Here is a 22,358-nt window from a genome sequence, read left to right as displayed (position 1 = left end):
ATTTTCAGCCCTGATAAAACAGCTCGTTGGTCACAACCGCCAGCGGCCCGATGTATTCCAGCTTTTCAGCCAGTTCTGAGACACGGATATAATTTTCGTCGTAGGCGGGGTCGTACCGCTTGCAGGCGGCGAGGAATTTTTCCCGGAAGTGCGGCAGCTTGAACATATACCCGTACAGGATCAGATGATCCGGCGTGAGCATGGTCAGGCAGCCGCCCACCACATCGGCCAGCACCTCAATGTCCGCATCCAGCGCCTCCCACATGGCCGGTTCGTCCAGCGCGGCGAGGGTGTCCAGATTGTGCACGGTAATGTTCTCGGGCCTGCCGCCCACGGCAGCCCACAGCAGCGGGGTCGTTTCCGGGCTGCACACCTGCCGCAGATGGCGGGCAATGGGGTGGCTGGCCACCCGCGTTTCCAGGCAGCCGTGCCGCCCGCAGCGGCAGAGCCTGCCGTTCTTTTCCACCCGCACATGGCCGATCTCCGCCGATTTGTACATCCGGCTCTCATAGATACGGCCCTGCGCAATGATGGCGGAGCCCACGCCGGGGCCCCATTTGAGCAGCAGCAGGTTTTCCTCCGTCCGCCCCAGGCCATAAGTCAGCTCGGCCTGGGCAAAGGCCTTGACGTTGTTTTCCAGCAGCACGGTACACTCCAGTGCCTCAGCCAGCGGGGCAGTTACCTGCACGGGCTGATCCCAGACGCGGTAAGCGTGGGTGCTGACGCCCTTTTCCCGGTCCACCGGGCCGGGCACCGAAACGCCCGCCCCCAGCAGCTCTTCCCTGCCGATGCTGTTTTCCCAGAGCAGGGCTTTGCCCACATTGGCCACCCGCTTTAAAAACAACTCCGGCTCCACGCTGGTATCCGTGGGGATACGGCGGGTGATGCAGTGCTCTCCCCGCAGGTCACACAGGGTGACACTGGTGGCGGGGGCCTCGATGCTGATGGAGAGGACATGGCGGTAGGCGTAATTGATGCCCAGCAGGATCTTGCGCCGCCCGGCGCGTTTATCCTCCTGCTGTACCTCGCCCAGCTCAAACAGAATGTTCTGGGCCAGCAGCTCTCCGCACAGGGTAGTCAGGCTAGCCGGGGTCAGGCCCAGCCGGGCCGAAAGATCCTTGCGCGGCATGGGGCCGTGGTCGTTCAGCAGCTTTAAAATGGAGCTGCGGTTCTGGTTTTTGACGTTTCCGAGGTTCAGGCCGCTGTATGCCATCTCCACACCTCTTTCCCTGTACATCTGGCAAGCATTCTCCGTTCCTTAAATTCACTTAAATCAAGCATTCTCAGTTGCTTAAATTTACTTAAATCAAGTATACTCCGTGTTTTTCATAGTAGCAAGAGAAAGTTGCTTATTTCAAGGCGATTGTTTTCTGTTTTAGGATTTCAGAATTTGCAGACTTCCACGCCCAGCATGTTGCCCAGCTTTTCCAGCTCGTTGGCCACCTGGCCGTACACCACCACAAAGTGGGGCTCCCAGCCGCCCTTGACGGTGCCATAGACGACATCCTTGGCGCTTTCCACGGTCTTGACGACCACGGAGGTACCGTTGAACTGCTTGGGCTTGTCCAGTGCGGAACCCTCCGCGATGAAGAAGCGGAAACTGCCGTCCGGCTTGCGGCCCACACGGAAGATGGTGACATGCTCACAGGCCTCACAGCCAAAGTCCATAACGGGGCCGATCTTGCGGTTGGGGTGGACACCCACCTGCGCGCCGGTATCCTTGCGGGCCAGGTCACAGGCAGCCATGCCGCAGTGCCAGAACGTGATGGTCCCCTCTTTCTCGTTCATGGAGACGGGGTCGCCGAAGAAGCAGGAACGGCTGGTCAGGTCGCTGCCAATGAACATGGAGAGGGCGCCGTAGGCGTCGGACTCGCAGCTGGCGGAAACGCCGTTGGCGTTGAGCAGGGAGAGCACACTGCACACGGGGGTACCAAACTCGGTGAAGAAATCCGGCCAGCAGCGGGAGCAGAGGGCCCCGATGTGGTTCTCGCCCACATAGCTCTTATAAGCCTTATAGAGGCGGGCAAAGTTGACCACGTTGTTTTCCGGGATGGCCTCCAGGCCAACAATGGTCTTGCGGGCCTCAGCCAGCTCGTCGGCCAGCTCCTCCTCGGTGTAACCCTTGGCCTTGTTGATGAGCTCACGGGCCTCGATGGAATCCAGCGTGGTGCCAAAGGTGCTCATCATCTCAGCGTCCAGCGCGCGGCCAAAGCCGAAGCCCTGGGGCGTGTGGCCAATGGAGATCATCTTGAGGCGGCGCAGGTCGTACTTGACCTTGGCGGCACGGATGGCAGCGCCCACTTCCCGATCCACTTCGGCCTCGCCGGGGGCACCAAAGATATACTCAAACTTGCCCTCGCCCCGGAACGCCGTGATGGCGTTGCCGGCGGAGTAAGCGCCCGTCAGGCTGTTGAGGCGCAGGCGGGTACCGTCGATGACCGGCTCCCGCAGGGTCCACAGCACAATGGGGCAGGCAAAGCGCTTGAGCACCTCGCTGGCGTAAGCGGCGTTGGCAAAGGTGATGTTCTGCAGCACGATGAGGTCGGGGTTGAGGGTATCGAGGTATGCGTCTAGATCGTTGATGGTCAGCAGCATTTTCTCGGGCACGGTGCAGTCCGCATTCAGGCCCTTGAGCATGGCAATGGATTTTTCAAACTGATCCTGTGCACTCTCCAGATGGAACGTACCAACACCGATGGGCACATAAGCTACCTGAAAACTCATAATCAATTACTCCTTTTATTGCTTTTTACTCTCTTAATTTCTGGTTTTGTTTTTGATGTTCTCTCCCAAAAAATGCGGGACCGGGCGCGTTCCCGGCCCCGCCAATGGAAGGAGAGAGAAATTGTCGTATGTTAAGATTTGCTTATGCGTTCTCCATCTTTGCGTGCTCGGCGGCCATCTGGGCCTCCTGCTGCTCGTTCAGCTTGGCCACACGGCGGTTGACCCGGATCATGGAGACCAGCAGTACCACGGTGATGATGAGGATGACTGCGGAGATGGGGCGGGTAATGAAGATGCTGTAGTTGCGGTCATAGCTCATGGAAGCGGTGACAAAGTTCTGCTCCATGATGTCTTCCAGGATCATGCCCAGCATCAGCGGGGTGTTATCAATGTCCAGAACCGTCAGGATGTAGCTGAAGATCAGGATGCCTGCGCAGATGATCAGCTCTTTGGTGTTGCCGGTGGCTGCAAATGCACCTGCAAAGCAGAACATGATGATGACGGGAGCCAGATAGGTGTAGCGCACCTGCACGATTTTGGCCACCAGACGGGTCATGCCAAGGCCCAGAGGAGCCAGCAACACATTAGCGACCAGGCAGCCGATGATAATGGTATAGGCCATGACGCCCTGCTTGGTGAACATGGTGGGGCCGGGCTGGATGCCGTGGAGCACGAACGCGCCCAGCAGCAGAGCGGTAACGCCATCACCGGGGATGCCCAGCGTCAGCAGAGGGATCATAGCGGAGCCAACGACCGCGTTGTTGGAAGATTCGGCGGCAGCGATGCCCTCCAGGCAGCCTTTGCCGAACTCTTCGGGGTGCTTGGAAGTGCGGCGAACCTCGTTGTAGCAGAGGAACTGTGCCACACCGCCGCCGACACCGGGCATTGCGCCCAGAACGCTTGCGATCGTGGAAGAACGCAGGCAGGCGGGCAGGATGCTGACCATTTCTTTCTTGGTGATGCCCTGCTTGTCGATCTTGCGGGCGTCGTCCAGCTTGCCGCCGGCGACTTTGAAATCACGCAGTTTCTGCACCACCTGGGTCAGAGCGATAAGAGCGATCATGGCGGGCAGCATATCAATGCCGTATTTCAGAGTTGCCGAGCCAAAGGAGAAGCGGGTGACGCCGGTGACGGCATCCATACCGATGCAGGCCATCAGCAGGCCGATCATACCAGAGATGAGGCTCTTGGGCAGGCTGCTGCCGGAAACACCGGCGATCAGGCTGATGCCCATGATGCCCAGGGAGAAGTACTCCACGGAGGTGAAGTTTGCCACCAGCTTGGTGATAAGGGAAGCGCAAAGCAGCAGCAACACTGCCGAGAACAGGCCGCCGAACACGGAAGCGAACAGCGAGGTATCCAGAGCTTTTTTGACCTTGCCCTTTTTCGCCAGAGGGTAGCCATCGAAGGTGGTGGCGATGGCGGAGTTGGTGCCCGGGGTGTTCAGGGTAATGGCGGAAATGGAGCCGCCGTACATGCCGCCGACGTAAACGGCCAGCAGCAGGATGATGGCGGAAGCCGGGTCATCGAACGTATAGGTCAGGGGCAGCATCAGGATGATGCCCAGGGTAACGCTCAGGCCGGGCACACAGCCAATGACCATGCCCAGGATCAGGCCGCCGAAGATGAGCAGCATGTTGTAAACAGTGAACACCTGCGGGATAGCCTGCGAAATCAATGCAAAATCCGACATCAGATGATCCCTCCCAACAGGCCCAGAGCGGGCAGCGAAATGTTAAAGACGTTCTTGAACAGCAGGAAGATGGCAAAGGCCGAAACCAAAACCACGATGTAGGGGCCGGGCTTGCGCTCGCCCACGTAGAACAGCGCCAGTGGGAAAACGATCAGAGACGCCAGCACATAGCCAATGCAGAGCATCAGGCCGATATACACGCACATGCCAAGAATGAGGAGGATGGCGGGCTTTTCTTTTGCCCAGTCGAATTCCACGATCTTTTCCTGCTTGAGGACAAGGCTCTGGATGATGAGGGCGATGGACGAAACCAGCATAATCGCCAGGCAGATACCGGGGATGATGCGGGGACTGGGGGCACCGGAATCAAAGGCCGGCACGCGGACCTGACTGGGCAGCAGGATAATGAGGAGCAGTGCGGCCACTCCCATAATAACGCCCGAGACCAGATTGGTCTTGATCTTGAATTTCTTCATCGAAATTCGTTCTCCTTTCGTACGGTAAACCGACATCGGTTTCCCAAGTTTCTTTGCCAATTAATAAAAAGTGCCGACGAGCTGCACCGGCAGCCCGTCAGCACAAGGTTCATGCGAAACGTGACCGATGCGGCACTTATTTCTATGCTTCAGGTTTAGGCCTGACCGCTCAGGTTCTTGTAAGCATTGATGGCTTTCTCGCAAGCCTCATTGATAAAAGCCTCTGCCTCGTCGCCATAAACTTCAAAGCGGTTCAACAGGATGGAAGCGATCCACTCATTGAACTCGGGTTCATTCCAGACATCCTTGGTGATCTCAATCATCTCGTCGATGAATGTCTGGTCGGCGCCCTTGTGGGCTGCCAGCACGCCGCCAGCGGGCAGGATGCAGGACTCATAATCGTTGGCCGGGTTCAGTTCCGGAGCCTTGGAATCGCCTGCGCAGGTGGGGACGGTAATGGGGCCGGACGGCGTGACGAAGCCCTCGAACGCGCGGTCGTTCATGGCCAGAATGGGGATCAGGGTACCAGCCTCGACCTCGTCCTTGGCAGCCTGGGTGGTGCCGACGAAGACATCGACCTCGCCGTCGGTCAGGCCCTTTTTCTGGTTTGCACCGCCGTCATACGGAACCACGGATACCTTGCCGCCCTCCATGGCGATCAGGGAACCCCAGGACAGATGGCAGTCGGACAGGGGGTTGCCGCCGGACATCTTGATGCCGCCGTTCTTGGCCTTTTCCAGAATGGAAGCCAGCGTCTGGTCGGGCGTGGTGTACACGATCCAGGTACGGTCATCAATGGTGCCGATGGGATACATGGCATCACGGTCAAAATCCACTTCCTCGGTGCCGAACTCTTTGCCCAGATCATGGCGGTAGCAGACGCCATAGCCAAAGACCAGCAGCTCTTTTGCCACGGAGGTACTGTCATCAGCAAAGTAGGTGGCTGCGGCGAAACCGTCGCCGCCGGTCATGTTCTCCACGATGAAGTTGTACTTCTTCTGGGTCTGGTTTGCCACCTGTCCATATTTGCGGGCCACGATATCAGCGGTGCCGCCGACGCCGTAGGGGCAGATGATCTTAATGGTCTCGCCGCCGTTGCTGGGCTCCTCGGAAGCCGCGGTAGAGCCAGCCGTGGAAGCCGCGGTGCTGGTGCTGCCTGCATTGGAAGCGGCACAGCCTGCCAGGATACCGGAAGCAGCCAGAACAGCGCTCATGGACAGAAATTCACGACGTTTCATAGTAGTGTTCTCCTTCACATTTCTCTTTTTCTTGTTTGTAGATGTTCGGTTTGCGCTTTTCACGGGGGGTCACTTCACCAGAAGCGAAAGCCCCGAAATAAACAACAGAATATAGGTCAGCTTCATAAAGACCAGCTGGCTCATGCGGGCCACCAGCTTGCTGCCGATGAACATGCCCGCCAGCAGGAACGGCACCGAGATGGCCAGCATTTTCACCGTGGAGGGTACCCACAGCCCCGCCTGGACATCCTCCAGGAAGACGAGGGTGTTGAGGAAGACCCACACTGTGGAAATGGTAGCGCGGAAGACGGTTTTGTCTTTGATGCGCTTGGTCATGTAACCGGTGAGCAGCGGGCCGCCGCTGACGAACAGCCCGTGGATGATACCGGCCAGCACCAGCAGTGCATAGGTGCCGACATTGCCTTTGCTTCCCTGCTCCTCCGCAGGCGGTTCTGTTTTGGCGTCCGGCTTGTGTACGAGCTTGTAAAAGCCCTGTACCGAAAGCCCGATGACCAGCAGGCCCAGCAGTTTGTAGAGCAGGTGCTCTTTGCCAACGAACAGCCCTTTGATGAACACGGCACCAAAGATGCCCAGTGCCATGACCACCACGATCTTGGCCAGCTCTTTCCAGGCGATCTTTTTGTAGTTGCCCACAAAAACATACACGCCGGAGAAGATGGCCAGCACATTTAAAATTGGCTTTGCGATATCGTAGCCCACCAGCATCAGGCTGGGCGGCATGGCTAAGATGGTGCCCGCGAAGCCCGTGATGCCGTGGATGATGTTCGTCAGCAGAATGACGATGTAAAACAGGATCTGATTCCGCATAGCTTACTTCCCGTACTTTGCACGGATGCTGTCAAACAGCTCCGCCCACTGGGAACCCTTGCGGCAGAACACCGGGGTATCGCCCAGTTCCGCCGGAACGATATGGGTCCCCTTGGCGTAGTGTTCGCCCGTCCACAGATGGGTCCACTCGTCGCTGGGCAGGTAGACCTCCCACTCCGTCTTGCCGCTCTGCCACACCGGAGCCACCAGCAGGTCCGGACCGTAGAGGTACTCGAACTGCTCGGTATAGCTGCGGGGGTCGTCCTCGTACTGGAGGAAGAGGGGCCGCATGACCGGGGTGCCCTTGGCGGCGTTTTCCGCCACCAGCGTTTTGGTGTAGGGTGCCAGCATGGTGTAGATATCCACCAGACGTGCCAGCTGCTTCATGCAGTCGTCATCGTCGTAATACTGGAAATTGGTGTCGGGGCGGTTGCCTTCGTGGGTGCGCATCACGGGCATAAAGGCTGCCATCTCCGCCCACCGGAGGAAGACCTCCTTGGTGCGGCAGTTGTCAAACAGCGAGGTGTAGCCGCCGATGTCGCAGTGGTTGAGGCCGCAGCCGACCATGCCGGAGCTCAGTGCCGCGCAGATGACGGTGCACAGGCCGTCGTGGCGGCTGAAATCCACGCTCTGGTCACCGGCCCACAGCAGGGTGCAGTATTTCTGGCTGCCCGTGCCGCCGGCCCGCATGAAGTAGACCACCTGCCCCAGCTTGCCGCTCTCTTTGACGGCGTCGTAGTTGCATTTTGCCCACAGCACCGGCCAGTGGTTGTGCTCGATCATCGGGCTGACGCCGTTTGCCAGCACCAGATCGTCGGTGGGGAGATACTCGCCAAAGTCTGCCATCCAGCCGTCGATGCCAATGTCCAGCGTATACTTTTTGATGACCTCATCTTTGAACCAGTTGTAGGCCTCGGGGTTGGTGAAATCCACCACGCCGCAGTAGAACTCGCCAAAGTCCACCAGGTAATCGGAGCCATCCGCCTTTTTGGCGAAGACGCCCCGCTTTTTGCCCTCGGCGTAGAGCTCGCCATCGTTGACGAGGTAGGGGTTGACGTAACCCAGGAACTTGATGCCCCGGGCGTGGAGTTCTTCAATGTGTTTGGGCAGGTCGGGGTACATTTCCTTGTGGAAATGCCAGTCCCACTGCAGGCGCTTGCCAAAGCTCGTCACCCGCTTGCCGCACCAGTCCTGGCACCACAGGCCGGAGACCTTGATTCCGTGCTCCAGGCTCTTGTCCACGATGCCAAAGCTACGCTCGTTGCCGCCCTGGGCACCGATGATGAGGCCGTTGTAGATCCACTCCGGCAGCTCCGGCTGGCGGCCCAGGAACGCGGTCAGCTTTTCCAGCAGCTCCACGAATGTGGGGGCGGCTTCGATGCGGATAAAGCCCGGCACATTCCAGCACTGCAGCTCATGGTAGCGCGGGTTGCGGAAATCGAAATCCCCGTAAGCCGTGGTATCCATGTGGAGGTAATAATGGCGGCTGGAAACGTAGGTCGGCTGCGGGTAATTGGTGTTGTAATAATCACCGCCCGCACCGCCGTTTTCCACGTCGCTGCGCCAGGTAACGTAGGTCGTTTTGTCGCGGCCAACACCCGGCTCGCTGGACCACAGCGGGAAGTGGCGGCCCCGCAGATCAAAGTAACTCATCTGCTCGCCGCAGCCGTAGACATGCTCGTCCTCGGCCGCTTCCACATGCAGCCAAAAGCGGTTGATGCCCTCGGCTTTTTCCGCCACCGTCAGGGTGACAGCGCCCTCTTTCTCGGTGACCAGCAGCTTGAGCTGGCCCTCAAGATCCAGCTCTATTCCCTGCTCTGTCACCCGGGCAGAAGTCAGGGTCAGGGGGCGGCGCTCCAGCAGGTGATCTTCCAGCTTGAAGTTGCCGCGGTACATCTCCACACGCTCTTCGCCGTAGCCGACATAAACCATCGGGGTGTTGGCGTCGGTATGCAGCAGCACATCGCCGCCGTTTTTCAGGGTAAAGACCCGGTCTTTGCAAATGATCTCCATGGTTGCCCTTTCTCAGCCATTCGGCCCTTTAATAGTGGAGCTCCTTGTTCTCGCCCAGCAGGCCGGGGTAAGCGCCCTGCTTGATGAGCGGCTCCCGCTCCGGGTGTGCAATGACCCACTTATTTCGCTGGAGCAGCAGCTTGCTCTCCGGGTCGCCGTTAGGGGTCTTCTCGTCCAGCGGGGTGTTCGTGCCCCGCGGCAGGATGACCACGCCCTTGAAGCCTGCATCGCAGACCCGGCAGGGCGAGAGATGCAGCGTGGTCTGGTACATCTCCACCGCCGTGCCCTTGGGCACAAAGAAGACTTTTGCGTTCTCAAACCGGTAGGTGTTGTCCTCGATCTGCCACACATGGCCCAAAATCAGCATGAAATCCGTGACAGCCACATTGATCTCGCTGCCCTTGTGATACTCAAAGCCGTTCCAGGTGGTATTGCGGCCATTGCAGTAGCCCACTTCAATGGGCATGTCGCCGTAGAATTTTTTCTGCACCTCGGCACTCACGGCCAGGGCTTCCATCTCGGGCACGCTTGCAACATAGGTGTTGCCATTTTCCGGGATGGGGGTGTTCTGCTCCATGTAGGCGATCATCTCACTGAAATCATAGCCCGTGACCACCCGGCCATAGGAGACGAATTCCGGATCCAGCACGCTGTGCACCGGGACATCGTTGACCTGATTCAGATGCTCTAACCGATTTTCCATCACTGCACTCCCCTTTTATCAGTGGCCCCGGACCAGTTTAAAGGTCGAGCGCCAGTCGTCGCCGCCCATTCCGGCTTCCATGCCCTTGTCGTAAACTTTCTTGACGTTTGCCTCACCGGGCATGTCCAGGCCGCACTCTTTCGCCAGGTTCATGCAGATGCCCACATCTTTGGCGGCGTTGGCCAGAGAGAACGCGGTGGTATAGTCCTCATCCCGCAGCTTCTGCCACTGGCCGTCCAGATAGAAGTTCTGGCCGCCGCCGTAGGAGATAGCCGTTGCATAGTCTTCCACCGAAATACCGTTGAGCTGTGCCAGAGAAAGGGTCTCGTTGACGCCGTTCTGGATCTGCGTGACCAGTGCGTTGTGGCAGATCTTCATGACCAGGCCCTTGCCGTTATCACCCATCCGGATGATGTTCTCGCCCATGTAAGCGAGGATGGGGCGCATGGCCTCGCAGGTGGCTTCGTCGCCGCCCATGTAGATGCCCAGCTTGCCGGCAATGGCGGCGGGCTTGCTCTTGACGACAGGAGCGTCCATGAATGCAGCGCCCGTGGCCTTGACCATCTTGCTGATCTCCACCGAGACGCTGGGATCGATGGTGGACATATCAATGCAGGTCTTTCCCGCGCCCAGCACCGGGAGGATGGTCTTGTACACGCTCATGGAGTGCTCGGATTTGGGCACCATCGAGATGATGACGTCGGACTTCTCGGCCAGCTCCACCGAGTCCTTGCAGGGAACCGCGCCCTTGGAGGCCAGCAGCTCCACTTTTGCGGGGATGAAATCGAAGCAGTAGACGGTGTCGTCATGCTTCTTGACAATGTTTTCGCACATGGACTCGCCCATGATGCCCAGACCGATAAAGCCGATTTTCATAGTGCTTCTCCTTTTGCTCCTGCTCACTCGCTGCTTTGTGTTCCGCTTACTCCGTCACGGTGTTATCCCATGCATTGATGAACGTCTCAATGCCCTGGCGGGTGTAAGCGTGCTTGATGGCGTCCTGATAGACGGCCAGGCCGGTGGTAACGATGTCGGCACCTGCCACCGCGCAGTCCACGATCTGCTTGGGGGTGCGGATGGCTGCGCAGATGATCTGGGTCTTGCCGTAGAAGCCGTAGTTCTTATAGATATCCACGATGTCCTTGATGTACTGCTTGCAGTCCTCACCGTTGGCCTCTTTCCAGCCCAGGAACGGAGAAACGAAGAGGGAGCCGTTCTTTGCGGGCCAGATGGCCTGTGCCGGGCTGAACACCAGCGTCACGTTGGTGCGGATGCCCTCTTTCTCCAGGCGGCGGGCAGCAGCCACACCAGCCTCGGTGCAGGGGATCTTGATGACGAAGTTCTCGCTGATGGCGGAGACTTTCTTTGCGGCGGCGATCATCTCTTCAGTGTCGTCCAGATGGGGGTTGATCTCCACGGAGACGGGGAACTTCTCGTAGCCCTCCAGGCCCTCTTCCTTGATCCAGTTGGCGATGTCGGTAATGGCCGTCAGGAACGGCTTGCCGCTCAGCATGATGTGGCGGGGGTTGGTGGTAACGCCGTCAATGCCAAAGGTGTTGTAAGCGAGCTTGATCTCATCGAGTTTTGCGCTGTCCAGGAAGTACTTCATAATCATTTTCTCCTTTTAGTTAAAAGTGTTAATCAATTCGTTCTTCAAGCAAGCAATCGTTTTTTGTTTGAGATTCGTCATTTTTTATCAAGCTTCAAATCTCATCCGGTAAAAAATCTTTAATTGATTAAAAGTGTTAATCAATTACTGTACCTGCATTATAGCGCCGTGCGGAGCAAATTGTCAATACTTTAACATCATTTTTTAATCTACTACTTACCAATGTTATTGAATTATTTTTGTGCTTGTTGCACATTAGCTGCTACTAACCGTCCGTGTCATGCGGATTTTCGGCTCTCCTTGCGCTCCGCATCCTGAACGATCTGCCGGCCTCCGAGATCGTCAGCGGCAAAGTAAAGATTTCAAAGAGAAACCTCCCTGTTCCTAGAATGTGGTTGGCAAGCCCACACTCTATTCTACGGGGAGGTTTCTCTTTGTCGAGCGCTAAAGCCGTTTTTATTCCACCAGCGGAGCTGGTGGTTGTCGCTCGCTCAAGCTCCCCAATGCCAAAAAGCCCCTGCGCAAGAGAAACTCCTGCGCAGGGGCTTTGGTTCTGTTTCGCTTTTAGTTGGTGCGCACGGCTACCAGCAGGCGGATCTTATTGCCTGCGGAATGGCCCTGGTTATCGTACCAGCCGATCAGTTTGTAATCCTGGGTATTGAGGTCGGCCAGAGAAACTTTGTAATAAGTTCCCTGGTTCCACAGATAGACCTGGATGTCGTCGGCGGTCTCATAGCGGGTATCACCTTTCATGACCCAGCCGGCGCCCAGCTTATCCACCACCACCGGGGAAAGCTGGACCATCGCGTTGACTTTTTTGCCGTCGGCGGATTTGCCAATGGCCACGCCGCCCGCGATGACCGGGTACTTGACCGAAGTGGTATAGGTGACCTGCTTGCCGTTGACATAGCAGACATAGTTGGCACCGGAGGCAAAGTAATCAATGATATTGCCTGCCACGCCGCCTACATTGTCGCCCACCTTTTTCAGCACGTAGGCAGCCAGCCGGTCGGTGCTGCCGGTGAGCTGGTTCCAGGTGGTGCTGACGATGCTGCCATCCACCAGACCATACAGCACATCGCTGGTGCTGGGCAGCAGGATGTTGCGCACATCCAGCGCGGTCTGCTTGGCTTTCTGGTCGTCATCCTCGGTGGTCGTGGTCATGCCTGCCAGAGACGAGCTTGTCGAAGAGGAAGAGGAAACTTTCTCGTTGATTTTCTCGTCGATCTTGCTGCCCGCATAATCGGTGGCTGCCTGGATGCCATCCAGTGCCGCGTACTCCCACAGATCGCCCGTCACGTCGCTGAGGATGAGGCGGTCGATCTCGCCTTTTTCATTGGTGGTATAATATTTGACGTCCGTGCCGCTCAGAGTGACCCCCGATAGGCGGCTGGGGCGAACTGCCCCAGCCAAACCCTCCGAAGTCGTGTCCAGAATTTCCACGTTACTGGCCAGGGCCGTATTGTCCAGGGCGGTGCCCTCGGCGTTGACGGTGCCGCTGGTGGATTTGGTCTCAAGGCTCTGGATGCTCTCACCGTTTTCATCCACGGTGATGGCCACCAGCTTGCCTGCCGGATAGTTGAACTGTTTGTCCACGTTCACGCTGCGGGTCACGCCATCGGTGCAGGCAACGGCCACGGTCTGCTGCACATCCGGGCCGCTGTTCTCCACCAGGCTGCGGCTGGTGGTCTGGACCACGCCGTAGAACACCTCGTTGGCGGCGTCGCCCGTCAGAACGGAAACCGCTTCATCGTTCATGCCCAGCAGCAGGGTGACCACCTGGCCCACGCCGCCGCCGTTCAGAGCGGAGAGCTGTGCCGCCACAGAGGAGGAAGCGATGGTGTACTCGGTGCCTGCCACGGTAACAGAAGTGGGGGCATTGGCCGAGGGAGCCACGGCCGTGATGCGGCCTGCGGCCTTGCGGGTGTAGATCCATACCGTCTGGGCCGTCTCGTTGTAGTAGTAAACGTCATAGGCGTTGAGGGTGGCGTCCGTGGTCACGGTATCGTTGCGGTAGACCGCCGTGGGTGCAAAGGGCAGCTGGGTGCCCAGGCCCGCCACAAAGGGGCCCTTGACATTGCTGAGCAGGATGGAAGAGACATCCACCACGCCGTTGTTCACGGTAAAACCCAGCGAAGAGGCATAGACTTTGCCCTCCGCGGTGGTGGCCGTCAGAGCATTGTAGAGCAGGACAGCGCCGTCTTCCAGCGTCATCCCCTCGCCCTGGGTCTTGGTCAGGTTGTCCCGCAGGCCCAGCTCGTTTGCCTTGTTGAGCTGTGCGGCCGGGAACGTACCGCTGAGGGTGGTCACGTCATAGCCCAGCAGCTTGAGGACCGCGGTGCAGGCTTCTTCCAGCGTGACAGCATTGTCCGGGCGGAAGCTGCCGTCCGTATAGCCGCTGATCCAGCCCTGCTGGACCGCAATGCGGACGTAGGGCGCATAGGCGGAGCCGCTGCCCACGTCCGAAAAGAGGGTACCCGTGGAGCCCTGGGTCTTGGCGCTTTCCCGGTAGGCGGAGAACGCCACCATCAGTTTGGTCAGCGCGCCACGGGTAAGCGGTGCGGCCAGGTTTGCCGTCTGGTCGGAGGTCAGGCCGCCCAGCGTAACGGCTGTCTGGACTGCCGTGTTGGAGCCGCTGGCCGAGGCGGGCAGGATGAGCATGGAGCAGGCCACGCAGACCGCCAACAGCAGCGCAAGAATGCGTTTCTTCATAGTTTCACTCCTTAATCAGTATGCTTGGTTCTCCCAAGGGGAAAACTGGCGCGTGAGCGCCTGAGAGGGCGCGTTAATCATATCTCAGAGCTTCAATGGGGTTGAGGCGTGCGGCACGTTTTGCAGGCAGGTAGCCAAACATCACGCCAATGCCCACCGAGATGCCAAAGGCCACGGCAATGGAGCCGGCGGTGGGGGTGACCGTAATGGGCATATCGGTCATGATGACGGCCAGGACCTTGGTGACAATGGTTGAGACGATGTACCCCAGGCCAATGCCAATGATACCGCCCAGAGCAGACGTTGTGCCCGCCTCCACCACAAACAGGCTCAGGATCGTTCTTTCCTTGGCACCCAGTGCCTTGCGGATGCCGATTTCACGGGTGCGCTCGGTAACAGAGACCATCATGATGTTCATGATGCCGATGCCGCCGACCAGCAGCGAGATGGCCGCAATGGCCGTCAGGACCGTGACCACCATGTTGACCATGCTCGTCATCATATCCAGCATCTCGCTCAGGCTGATGACCATATAGCCGCTATCCGAGTGAAGCAGCTCCTGCAGGCCATTCTCAATGATGGCCTTGCCCTTGGAGATATTCTCCTCATCGGACACAAGGACCGCGTAAGAACTGGCCGTGCTGATGCCAGAGACACGCATGGCCGTGGTGTAGGGCACAAAAATGCAGTCGTCGCTGCTGCCCTCCTGATTGGAGGGGTCGTCGATCTTGGCTTCCAGCACGCCCACAATGGTGTACCACTCTCTGCCGATCTTGATGCTCTGGCCAATGGCGTCGCCGCCATAGCCCACCCGGCTGATGTAATCGCCTACAATGCAGACCTTTTTGTTGGCGTCCATGTCCACGTAGTTCAGGGGACGGCCCTGCGCGATGGTGTAGCCTCCCATGTTCAGATACACTTCGCTGACGCCTTTGACGGAGGTGCTGCTGTAACTGTCATCGTCCGTACCGACTTTGACTGTTCCGCTCATACTGATGGAGGGCGAAACAGCCCCGAGGACATCCGAGTTTTTTTCCACCAGTTCATAGAAGTCCTTGACTTTGACAGAACGGGAGCCGTAGCCCATGATCTGCACGGTCAGGAGGTTGGTGCCCATATCGGCAAACTCGTTCTGGATGCTGGTGGTCATACCGTTGCCCAGACCCACAATGACCATAACAGCCATCACGCCAATGATGATGCCCAGCATGGTAAGGAATGTACGGAATTTATTGCTCCAGATGTTCTGGATGGCTTCACGGAAGGTTTCGTAGATCATACGCTGCCCTCCTGTTTGGTTTCATTCTGTGGTTTTACCGGATCCGGGATGACCAGGTTGGGCTGGACCACCGCCTCCGGGGCGTGGGCGTCGCCGTCGTAGACGACACGCCCATCCTCCAGCCGGATGATCCGCTGGGCCTGCACCGCAATGGAGTTGTCGTGGGTGATGAGCACCACGGTGTTCCCCTGCCGGTGCAGCTCCTGCAGCATCCCCAGCACCTCGCGGCCGGTGTGGCTGTCCAGCGCGCCGGTGGGCTCGTCGGCCAGAATGACCGCCGGATTACCCGCCAGAGCACGTGCAATGGAGACACGCTGCTGCTGGCCGCCGGAAAGCTGGTTGGGCTTGTTCTTGAGCTTATCGCCCAGCCCTACCCGCTCAAGAGAGGCGGTCGCGCGGCGCTTGCGCTCAGCCAGGGGGACGCCCGCGTACACCAGCGGCACTTCCACGTTTTCCAGCAGGCTGAGCTTGGGCAGCAGGTTATACTGCTGGAAGATGAAGCCCAGCATCTCGTTGCGGATCTCGGCCAGCTCGTTCTTGTTCATCTTGCCCACATCCCGGCCATTGAGCCGATAGGTGCCCGCCGTGGGCACGTCCAGGCAGCCGATGATGTTCATACAGGTGGATTTGCCCGAGCCGGACTGGCCGACGATGGCCACGAACTCGCCTTTGTTGATCTTCATGGAGATATGGTCGGCAGCCTTGACCGTCGTGTCACCCATCTGGTAATACTTGCACACGTTGTCAAACTCAATGAGTGCACTCATTACTGGCCACCTCCCGGGCCGCCACCGCCAGGAGCACCGCCGGGGCCGCCGCCCATATCACCGCCGTCCATCACCAGTTGTACATCCCCGGCGAGGGTGGTGGTGCTGTAGCTGGAATCATAGGCCACGGTGTCTTCCGCGGTCAGGCCGCTGGTGATGGCAATGTAGTCATCATCGCTGACACCGGTCTCCACCTTGACGTAAACGTAGCCGTCCGGAGCGGTCATGCTGTCATCCGCGTTGGCGGCGCTGGGCGAATCCTTGGTTACAAGGACGTAATTGCCGCGGGTGATGGCCGCATTGGGCACCGAGAGAACATTGTCGGCGCTCTCGGTCACGATCTCTGCCGTGGCGTTCATGCCGGGCAGCAGGTCGCCCATCTCGTCGATGCGGATGGTAACGGGGTACGTGGTGGTACCGCCGGTGGTGGTGCCTGCCTTGGAGATGCTGGTAACAACGCCCTCAAAGGTCTGGCCGGAAACGGCATCGGCGGTAATGGTGGCTTTCTGGCCCTCCTTGATGTTGAGGATGTCCAGCTCGTCCACGTTCAGGGTCATTTCCAGGTAGCTCATATCGTAGATGACGCACATGGTATCGGCCGTTGCCGTGCTGGTGCCCACGGTATCACCCACCTTGACATCCTTGGAAATGATCGTGCCGCTGATGGGGGCGGTGATGGTGTAATCGTCCACCTGCTTCTGGGTGTCTTCCACAGAGAGCTCGGCGCTGCGCAGGTTGTCGGAGGCGTTGAGCACCTGCTTGGTCAGGTTATTGCCAGAGAGCTGGAGCAGGGCCGTGTCGGCGCTGACCTGAGCTCCCTCCTTGACGCAGAGAGCGGAGACGGTGCCGCTGTTCTGGGCGGTAACGCTCTGCTCACGCTGGTAGCTGAACCGGGCGGAAGACAGGGCGCTGACGCCGTTGATGGTGGCAGTGGCCGCCTGGGAAGCGGTCAGGTTGCCGGTGTTGCGGACCGCGATGGTCACGGTGCGGACCAGCAGGTTGCCGCTGCTGAGGGTATCCGCACCGGAGACGGACTGCACGCTGCCGGTGATGGCCTCAAAGGTACTGTCCAGCAGCACCTCCGCGCTCTGGCCCACGGCAAAGTTGGCGGCGTCCGCCGCCGGGAACTCCAGCTCCAGCAGCAGGGTGGTGTCGTCCCGGATGGTGGCGACTTCCTGCCCTGCGTTGACCACATCGCCTACCCGCACTTTAAAGGAAGCGACGGTGCCGGCAATGTCGGTGCGGATGTACTGGGCGTCCACAGCGTCATCGTAGCTGCGCTGGGCCTGGCCGAGGTTCAGCTCTGCCTTTTCCACGCCGCTGACGACATCGGAGCTGTCGATGGTGTAAAGGACCGCGCCCTTTTCCACCACATCGCCCACCTCAAAATCCGCGGTCAGGACATCGCCCTTGACCGTCGCCTTGACGGTGTAGCTGTTGGCGGCGTTCAGCACGCCTGATTCGCTGTACACATTGGTGATGTCCCGGTTTTCGGGCGTCACCTGGGTATACGCGGTCTCCGCGTTGACCGCTTTCTTCTGGCCCTTGGGCACCAGCAGCACAACGAGGATGGCCGCGATGACCAGAACGGCCACCAGCTTCTTCCCATTTTTGTGCAGGAATGGCTTCAGGCCCTTTTGCGGCATTTCCGCTTCCTGTAGCGCGATTTCCAGTTCTTGCGGGGAGCGTTCCTCCGCTGGCTTTTTTCTAAATAGCATAAACATTGGCCTCCTGGGTTTTTTTCGGGGGGATGGGGCTTCCAAAATGCCCCTCTATATGATACAACGGAATTATAGCAGGCTTTTCTTCAGAAATTCCCGAGGATTTTCTTAAATTTGGCTTAAGAATCGTGAACAATTTATGAAAGCGCGTCAGAAACCGCGCTGACACCCGTTTCCGGCGCTCTCAGGTGATGGGAAACAGCAGCGTGATCGCAAACTGCTCTGTCCCCTGCTCCACCCGGCAGACCGCGTTCATCTTTTCCATCATGGTCTCAATGCTGGTCAAGCCCACCTGGGTGCTTTCCTCCCGGTGCTGGCCGGGCAGCACATGGTTTGCAAAACGCAGGCCCACCCACTTTTCTTCCTTTCGAAAGGTAACGGAGATCTCCCGGCCGGGGTCGGCATACTTGATGGCATTGGACGTGATGTTATCAAAAACACGGCGGATATACTGCATCTTGACCGTCAGCATCAGGTCCTCACTGCCAAGGTCCAGCGCGCAGGCAAAGCCACGCTGCTGCAATGTATCCACCATCTCAGCCAGCGGTTCCTCGAAAATGCGGGAGAAGTAAGCTGGCGGGTCCAATGTAACGACAGTGTCCCGGGTGACAAGGGCATACTCAAACAGGTTATCGGACAGCTGTTTGAGCTGCCGGGCCTTGGTGTCGATCTTGTTCAGGTAGTCATCCTTCTGGGCGTCGTTCTCATATTTGCGGCTCCGGACGATCTCGGTATACAGCAGCAGCGTGGTCAGCGGAGTGCGCAGGTCGTGGGACATTTCGGTGATGAGGTTCTTCACCTTGGCGGAGGCCTTTGCTTCCTCCTCCTGCTGCTGGCGCAGGGTGACCCGCATGGAGTCCAGGCAGCGGGCCAGCGTCGTCAGCTCATCATCTCCCCGGATGGTGATGGGGTGGTCGAGGTCGCCGCCCTCCATGGCCTGGATCTCCTCACTGAGCTGGATGATATATTTCACAATGCGGCGGCAGGCAAACCAGAACACCACCAGAAACACACCCACGCAGAAAACGATCAGCAATTTACTGAACAGGACCCACCAGTTGAGCACCACATTGCAGAACAGCTGTACCTGGGCCGGGCCATCCGAGAATTGGACAAGATAAAACTCCTGCCAGCTCTTACCGGATTCCCGTTCCTCATCCGAGCCATCTCCAAAACTGAACGAAAAGTTTGAACCGGGTTCCCGTTCCTCATCCGGGCCATCTCCAAAACTGAACGAAAAGTTTGAGTAGAGCATCCGATGCCCGCGGTAAATGTTCATCAGCAAAAAGCTCTGCTGCCCCACCCACTCATCAATGGCCCGGGTGTCTTTTGCGGAGATCTCCTGTGCTGTAACGTATTTCTGAAATCGTTCCACCTGCCGGGCAATGGAGCGCTGCTGAATATCGGAGTGGTTATTGTAGTAACTCAGCCCCGCTCGCGTGGCAAACAAGAGCGCAAAATACAGCAGAATGCACCCCAGCGCCGACGCCACCTGCAGGTGGAGCATTTTTGCAACGAGGCTCTGTCTGTTCATACCTGTTCCTCACTCACAAACCGGTACCCCTTGCCCCACACGGTACACACCCGCTTGGGGTTCTGAGGGTCGGCTTCAATTTTTGTCCGCAGGTTGCGGATGTGGACCATGACCGTGCCGTTGGAAGTATAGTAGTAAGGCTCGCCCCACACGGTCTCATAGATCATCTCCACGGAGAAGATGCGCTCCGGGTTCTGCATCAGCATCCGCAGAATTTTATACTCCGTCTCGGTCAGGTCCACTTCCCGCTCTTCTACCCAGACCCGGTTGCAGTCCAGTGCCAGCTGGACGCCATTGGAAATGAGCTTCAGGTTTTCGGGCTGGGCAGCCACCTGCCCCTTGCCCTGATAGACGCAGTACCGCCGCAGCAGAGCCTTGACCCGGGCACTGAGCTCCGCAAAGGAGAACGGCTTTGGCAGGTAATCATCGCCGCCCGCCGTCAGGCCCAGCAGCTTGTCCGATTCCTGCGATTTTGCCGTCAGGAACAGGATGGGCACCGTGGACACCTTGCGCAGCTCCTCGCAGACTCGCAGCCCGCTCATGCCGGGCATCATGATGTCCAGGATGACCAGGTCTACTTCCGGGTTGAAGATCTCCAGCGCCCGGGTGCCGTTTTCTGCCTCCAGGATATGGTAGCCCTCCCCGGCCAGCAAAATGCGCACACCGTCCCGGATGTCCGGATCATCTTCCGCAATGAGTATCGTCTGTGCCGCCATGATCTTGTTTCCTCCCATTTTTCACGTTTCCAGCGTTTACCGTTTTCAGTATATCAGCAACGGCCCGGCTTTTCCATTGGATTTTTCTTAGGAAATCTTAATCTTTGCTTTAGATTTTGCCGCCAGACAGCACAAAAGGCCCCCTGCACCACGGCAGAGGGCCTTGATAAAACCGTTATTCCTCGGGAAATTCTTCCCGCGCGACCACCACAGCCCAGGGGTCTTCCGGGCTGCAGTCTTTGCAGGGCAGCACCTCGATGCGTACCCAGACATACTCCCCCGCCACCATTCGGCGGCAGCGGCGGATCACCGAGCGCCGCTCCCGGAACAATGCCGCCTGAAGCAGCTCCAGCTTCGCCTGCGCGCGGAACTGCGCTGCGTCCTCCGGGTGGATGGCTTTTTCGGCCACCAGCTGCTCGCAGTAGCTTTCCAGCTGAAGCGTTTTCTCTTCGGGAACCCCCATCAGCCGTTCGTCCCGCTTGACGATGCGGTATTCCCCTGTAACCAGATCCAGGCGGGCCAGCACCAGGGCGTTATCGGCCAGGATCTGAAACGCCTGCAGGGTAATGGCACTCTTTTCGCTCACAAGACCGCCCGTAAAGGCCTTGTAATTCCGGCGGGTCATGTCCCGGCGCAAGTCCCAGTAATTTTCCATGGCAGGCTGCGCAAGCAGCTCCTCGGCCTGTTTCACGGCCATGGGCTTATAAAAATAGTACCCCTGGGTGTAAAGGCAGTCCATGGACTGGAGCATGAACACCTGCTCCTGCGTCTCCACGCCCTCGGCGATGATGGGCAGGTTCAGCCGCCTGGCCATCTCGATGACCGATTCCACGATCTGCCTGCCCTTGCTGCTTTCACTGTCCCGCACGATGAACTGCATATCCAGCTTGATGGCATCCACGCTGGTATTGCGGAGCATATTCAGGGAGGAATAGCCGCTGCCAAAATCATCCATCAGCACGGCAAAGCCCTTGCGGTGGAGGGCCGCGATGGTGTTTTCCACCATTTTCAGGTTTTGGGCCAGCATACTCTCGGTGATCTCCACCAGCAGCAGTTTGGGCTCCAGCTGATATTTCTGCACCAGCTCCCAGAGCACCTGCGCCACATCCAGCGCCGCGATATCCGAAATGGAGACATTGACCGAGATGGGCACCATGTTCTCGTTCCGGGCTTTCCAGCCTTGGAGCATCTGGCAGACCTCTTCCCACAGGTAGAGGTCCAGCCGGGTGATGAGGCCCGTCTCTTCCATCAGGGGCACAAACTCCCCGGGCGACACGATGCCCCGGGTGGGGTGGTTCCAGCGCACCAGCGCTTCCATCCCCACAATGGCGTGGGTCATGCTGTTGCACTTGGGCTGTAAGTAAAAGCAGAATTCCTTGTTCTGCAGCGCCCGCTCTATCTCAATGAGCAACTGCTGGCGCTGCTTGAGCTTTTCCCGCATGGAGGGACTGTACTGCTCCCAGTTGCAGCCCGCCTCATCCAGCTTGAAATGCTCCACATCCACGGCCGCCATACACAAGCGCCGTTCCGCGTTTTCCCGCAAAAAATCTTCCAGTTCCTCTAAAAGCGCATCTTTTGATCCCTGCTGTGCCAAGCCCTTTTTTCCGCACGTTTCCAGCTTTGCCATGGTTCGTTTGCTTCCTTCCGGTCAACGTCTGATGGTGTCTGTTTCTTTCTTTGAACAATCATAACACGAAACGCTTTTCGGCGCAACCCCGTTCAAGAAATGGTACTGCATATCTTTCCATTTTTGTGCATTTTATGCACCATTTCAAACACCTTGTGGGAGCGCTACCCGCTGCCGCCTGTTTTTGGCAAAAAGCACCCCAGAGCCGCAGCATCTCTGCAGCTCCGGAGTGCTTTTCTCGTTTTTGTTATTCGGTGCGGTCGGTCAGTACAAAGGTCAGCTCGGCAGTGGCGGCACATTTGCCGTCCACATAGGCGGACGCCTTGCCGATGCCCACCGGGCCCCGCTGTTCCACCAGCTCACAGTGGAGGGTGAGCACATCCCCCGGCGTGACTTGTTTGCGGAAGCGTGCATTCTTGATGCCGCCAAAGAGGGCCAGTTTGCCCGCGTTTTCCGGCAGGCTGAGAGCCGCGACGGCCCCGGTCTGAGCCAGCGCTTCCAGGATGAGGACGCCCGGCATGACAGGCTGGCCTGGGAAGTGGCCGCAGAAAAATTCCTCATTGCGGGAAACACACTTGCGGCCGATGGCCCACTGGCCCGGCTCATAGTCCAGGATGCGGTCCACCAGTGCAAACGGGTAGCGGTGCGGCAGGATGGCCGCGATCTGCTCCGAGGTGAGGCTGTTTGCGTTTTCACGCACGGTGCGAGGTTCCGCCAT

The 22,358-nt window shown here is 58.3% G+C and carries 18 protein-coding genes; all 18 read right to left on the bottom strand.

Features of this window, described 5'->3' with window-relative positions:
• Positions 1 to 4 precede the first annotated feature (4 nt).
• Complete coding sequence (locus C4N22_RS11620) at positions 5 to 1,213, bottom strand: ROK family transcriptional regulator (RefSeq protein WP_112149085.1); 1,209 nt, start codon at positions 1,211 to 1,213, stop codon at positions 5 to 7.
• 170 nt (positions 1,214 to 1,383) lie between these two features.
• On the bottom strand, positions 1,384 to 2,724 hold the full coding sequence (locus C4N22_RS11615) for a fucose isomerase (protein ID WP_112149084.1): 1,341 nt from the start codon (positions 2,722 to 2,724) through the stop codon (positions 1,384 to 1,386).
• A 142-nt stretch (positions 2,725 to 2,866) separates the two neighbouring features.
• Positions 2,867 to 4,417, bottom strand: coding sequence for a tripartite tricarboxylate transporter permease (locus C4N22_RS11610; protein WP_112149083.1), 1,551 nt, complete (start codon positions 4,415 to 4,417; stop codon positions 2,867 to 2,869).
• The gene (locus C4N22_RS11605) at positions 4,417 to 4,893 is read right to left on the bottom strand and encodes a tripartite tricarboxylate transporter TctB family protein (RefSeq protein WP_112149082.1); all 477 of its coding nucleotides are present in this window, start codon (positions 4,891 to 4,893) and stop codon (positions 4,417 to 4,419) included. The genes C4N22_RS11610 and C4N22_RS11605 overlap by 1 nt, the downstream gene beginning before the upstream one ends.
• 155 nt (positions 4,894 to 5,048) lie before the next feature.
• Complete coding sequence (locus C4N22_RS11600; protein ID WP_112149081.1) at positions 5,049 to 6,131, bottom strand: substrate-binding domain-containing protein; 1,083 nt, start codon at positions 6,129 to 6,131, stop codon at positions 5,049 to 5,051.
• Positions 6,132 to 6,200: 69 nt separating this feature from the next.
• Entirely contained in the window at positions 6,201 to 6,959 is a 759-nt protein-coding gene (locus tag C4N22_RS11595; protein ID WP_022256287.1) for a sulfite exporter TauE/SafE family protein, read from the bottom strand.
• A gap of 3 nt (positions 6,960 to 6,962) precedes the next feature.
• Positions 6,963 to 8,972: an alpha-glucosidase gene (locus C4N22_RS11590; RefSeq protein WP_112149080.1), complete on the bottom strand. Its 2,010-nt coding sequence runs from the start codon at positions 8,970 to 8,972 to the stop codon at positions 6,963 to 6,965.
• A 28-nt stretch (positions 8,973 to 9,000) separates the two neighbouring features.
• On the bottom strand, positions 9,001 to 9,675 hold the full coding sequence (locus C4N22_RS11585; protein ID WP_112149079.1) for a DUF4867 family protein: 675 nt from the start codon (positions 9,673 to 9,675) through the stop codon (positions 9,001 to 9,003).
• An 18-nt stretch (positions 9,676 to 9,693) separates the two neighbouring features.
• A complete protein-coding gene (locus tag C4N22_RS11580; RefSeq protein ID WP_112115388.1) occupies positions 9,694 to 10,551 on the bottom strand; it encodes an NAD(P)-dependent oxidoreductase in 858 nt (285 codons plus the stop codon).
• 46 nt (positions 10,552 to 10,597) lie between these two features.
• The gene (locus C4N22_RS11575; protein ID WP_022256291.1) at positions 10,598 to 11,284 is read right to left on the bottom strand and encodes a transaldolase family protein; all 687 of its coding nucleotides are present in this window, start codon (positions 11,282 to 11,284) and stop codon (positions 10,598 to 10,600) included.
• Between the two features lie 564 nt (positions 11,285 to 11,848).
• Positions 11,849 to 13,996: an S-layer homology domain-containing protein gene (locus tag C4N22_RS11570; protein WP_112149078.1), complete on the bottom strand. Its 2,148-nt coding sequence runs from the start codon at positions 13,994 to 13,996 to the stop codon at positions 11,849 to 11,851.
• Between the two features lie 73 nt (positions 13,997 to 14,069).
• Entirely contained in the window at positions 14,070 to 15,275 is a 1,206-nt protein-coding gene (locus C4N22_RS11565; RefSeq protein WP_112149077.1) for an ABC transporter permease, read from the bottom strand.
• Positions 15,272 to 16,042 carry an ABC transporter ATP-binding protein gene (locus C4N22_RS11560; RefSeq protein WP_112149076.1) on the bottom strand — a complete coding sequence of 257 codons (771 nt, stop codon included), beginning with the start codon at positions 16,040 to 16,042 and terminating at the stop codon, positions 15,272 to 15,274. Before C4N22_RS11560 ends, C4N22_RS11565 begins: the two co-directional genes overlap by 4 nt.
• Entirely contained in the window at positions 16,042 to 17,760 is a 1,719-nt protein-coding gene (locus tag C4N22_RS11555; RefSeq protein ID WP_112149075.1) for an efflux RND transporter periplasmic adaptor subunit, read from the bottom strand. The genes C4N22_RS11560 and C4N22_RS11555 overlap by 1 nt, the downstream gene beginning before the upstream one ends.
• A gap of 187 nt (positions 17,761 to 17,947) precedes the next feature.
• The gene (locus C4N22_RS11550) at positions 17,948 to 19,297 is read right to left on the bottom strand and encodes a HAMP domain-containing sensor histidine kinase (protein ID WP_112149074.1); all 1,350 of its coding nucleotides are present in this window, start codon (positions 19,295 to 19,297) and stop codon (positions 17,948 to 17,950) included.
• Positions 19,294 to 20,031, bottom strand: a complete 738-nt coding sequence (locus C4N22_RS11545; protein ID WP_347476112.1) for a response regulator transcription factor — start codon at positions 20,029 to 20,031, stop codon at positions 19,294 to 19,296. The genes C4N22_RS11550 and C4N22_RS11545 overlap by 4 nt, the downstream gene beginning before the upstream one ends.
• A gap of 157 nt (positions 20,032 to 20,188) precedes the next feature.
• Positions 20,189 to 21,640, bottom strand: a complete 1,452-nt coding sequence (locus C4N22_RS11540; protein WP_112149073.1) for an EAL domain-containing protein — start codon at positions 21,638 to 21,640, stop codon at positions 20,189 to 20,191.
• 247 nt (positions 21,641 to 21,887) lie between these two features.
• Positions 21,888 to 22,358 (bottom strand): 3-hydroxyacyl-ACP dehydratase FabZ, encoded by a 471-nt coding sequence (fabZ, locus tag C4N22_RS11535; RefSeq protein ID WP_112149072.1) that lies wholly within the window; start codon positions 22,356 to 22,358, stop codon positions 21,888 to 21,890.

The organism is Faecalibacterium prausnitzii (assembly GCF_003287495.1).
In the GTDB taxonomy this organism is placed as follows: Bacteria; Bacillota; Clostridia; order Oscillospirales; family Ruminococcaceae; genus Faecalibacterium; species Faecalibacterium prausnitzii_I.
Note: the sequence above shows the minus strand (reverse complement) of the source record. Positions and strands in the feature narration are given on the sequence as shown.

Coding starts and splice junctions, on each gene's coding strand:
- C4N22_RS11610 (WP_112149083.1), bottom strand. CDS start 4,417: ATGTCGGATTTTGCATTGATTTCGCAGGCTATCCCGCAGGTGTTCACT.
- C4N22_RS11575 (WP_022256291.1), bottom strand. CDS start 11,284: ATGAAGTACTTCCTGGACAGCGCAAAACTCGATGAGATCAAGCTCGCT.
- C4N22_RS11540 (WP_112149073.1), bottom strand. CDS start 21,640: ATGGCAAAGCTGGAAACGTGCGGAAAAAAGGGCTTGGCACAGCAGGGA.
- fabZ (WP_112149072.1), bottom strand. CDS start 22,358: ATGGCGGAACCTCGCACCGTGCGTGAAAACGCAAACAGCCTCACCTCG.
- C4N22_RS11555 (WP_112149075.1), bottom strand. CDS start 17,760: ATGCTATTTAGAAAAAAGCCAGCGGAGGAACGCTCCCCGCAAGAACTG.
- C4N22_RS11590 (WP_112149080.1), bottom strand. CDS start 8,972: ATGGAGATCATTTGCAAAGACCGGGTCTTTACCCTGAAAAACGGCGGC.
- C4N22_RS11565 (WP_112149077.1), bottom strand. CDS start 15,275: ATGATCTACGAAACCTTCCGTGAAGCCATCCAGAACATCTGGAGCAAT.
- C4N22_RS11560 (WP_112149076.1), bottom strand. CDS start 16,042: ATGAGTGCACTCATTGAGTTTGACAACGTGTGCAAGTATTACCAGATG.
- C4N22_RS11605 (WP_112149082.1), bottom strand. CDS start 4,893: ATGAAGAAATTCAAGATCAAGACCAATCTGGTCTCGGGCGTTATTATG.
- C4N22_RS11595 (WP_022256287.1), bottom strand. CDS start 6,959: ATGCGGAATCAGATCCTGTTTTACATCGTCATTCTGCTGACGAACATC.
- C4N22_RS11585 (WP_112149079.1), bottom strand. CDS start 9,675: ATGGAAAATCGGTTAGAGCATCTGAATCAGGTCAACGATGTCCCGGTG.
- C4N22_RS11600 (WP_112149081.1), bottom strand. CDS start 6,131: ATGAAACGTCGTGAATTTCTGTCCATGAGCGCTGTTCTGGCTGCTTCC.
- C4N22_RS11580 (WP_112115388.1), bottom strand. CDS start 10,551: ATGAAAATCGGCTTTATCGGTCTGGGCATCATGGGCGAGTCCATGTGC.
- C4N22_RS11620 (WP_112149085.1), bottom strand. CDS start 1,213: ATGGCATACAGCGGCCTGAACCTCGGAAACGTCAAAAACCAGAACCGC.
- C4N22_RS11570 (WP_112149078.1), bottom strand. CDS start 13,996: ATGAAGAAACGCATTCTTGCGCTGCTGTTGGCGGTCTGCGTGGCCTGC.
- C4N22_RS11545 (WP_347476112.1), bottom strand. CDS start 20,031: ATGGGAGGAAACAAGATCATGGCGGCACAGACGATACTCATTGCGGAA.
- C4N22_RS11550 (WP_112149074.1), bottom strand. CDS start 19,297: ATGAACAGACAGAGCCTCGTTGCAAAAATGCTCCACCTGCAGGTGGCG.
- C4N22_RS11615 (WP_112149084.1), bottom strand. CDS start 2,724: ATGAGTTTTCAGGTAGCTTATGTGCCCATCGGTGTTGGTACGTTCCAT.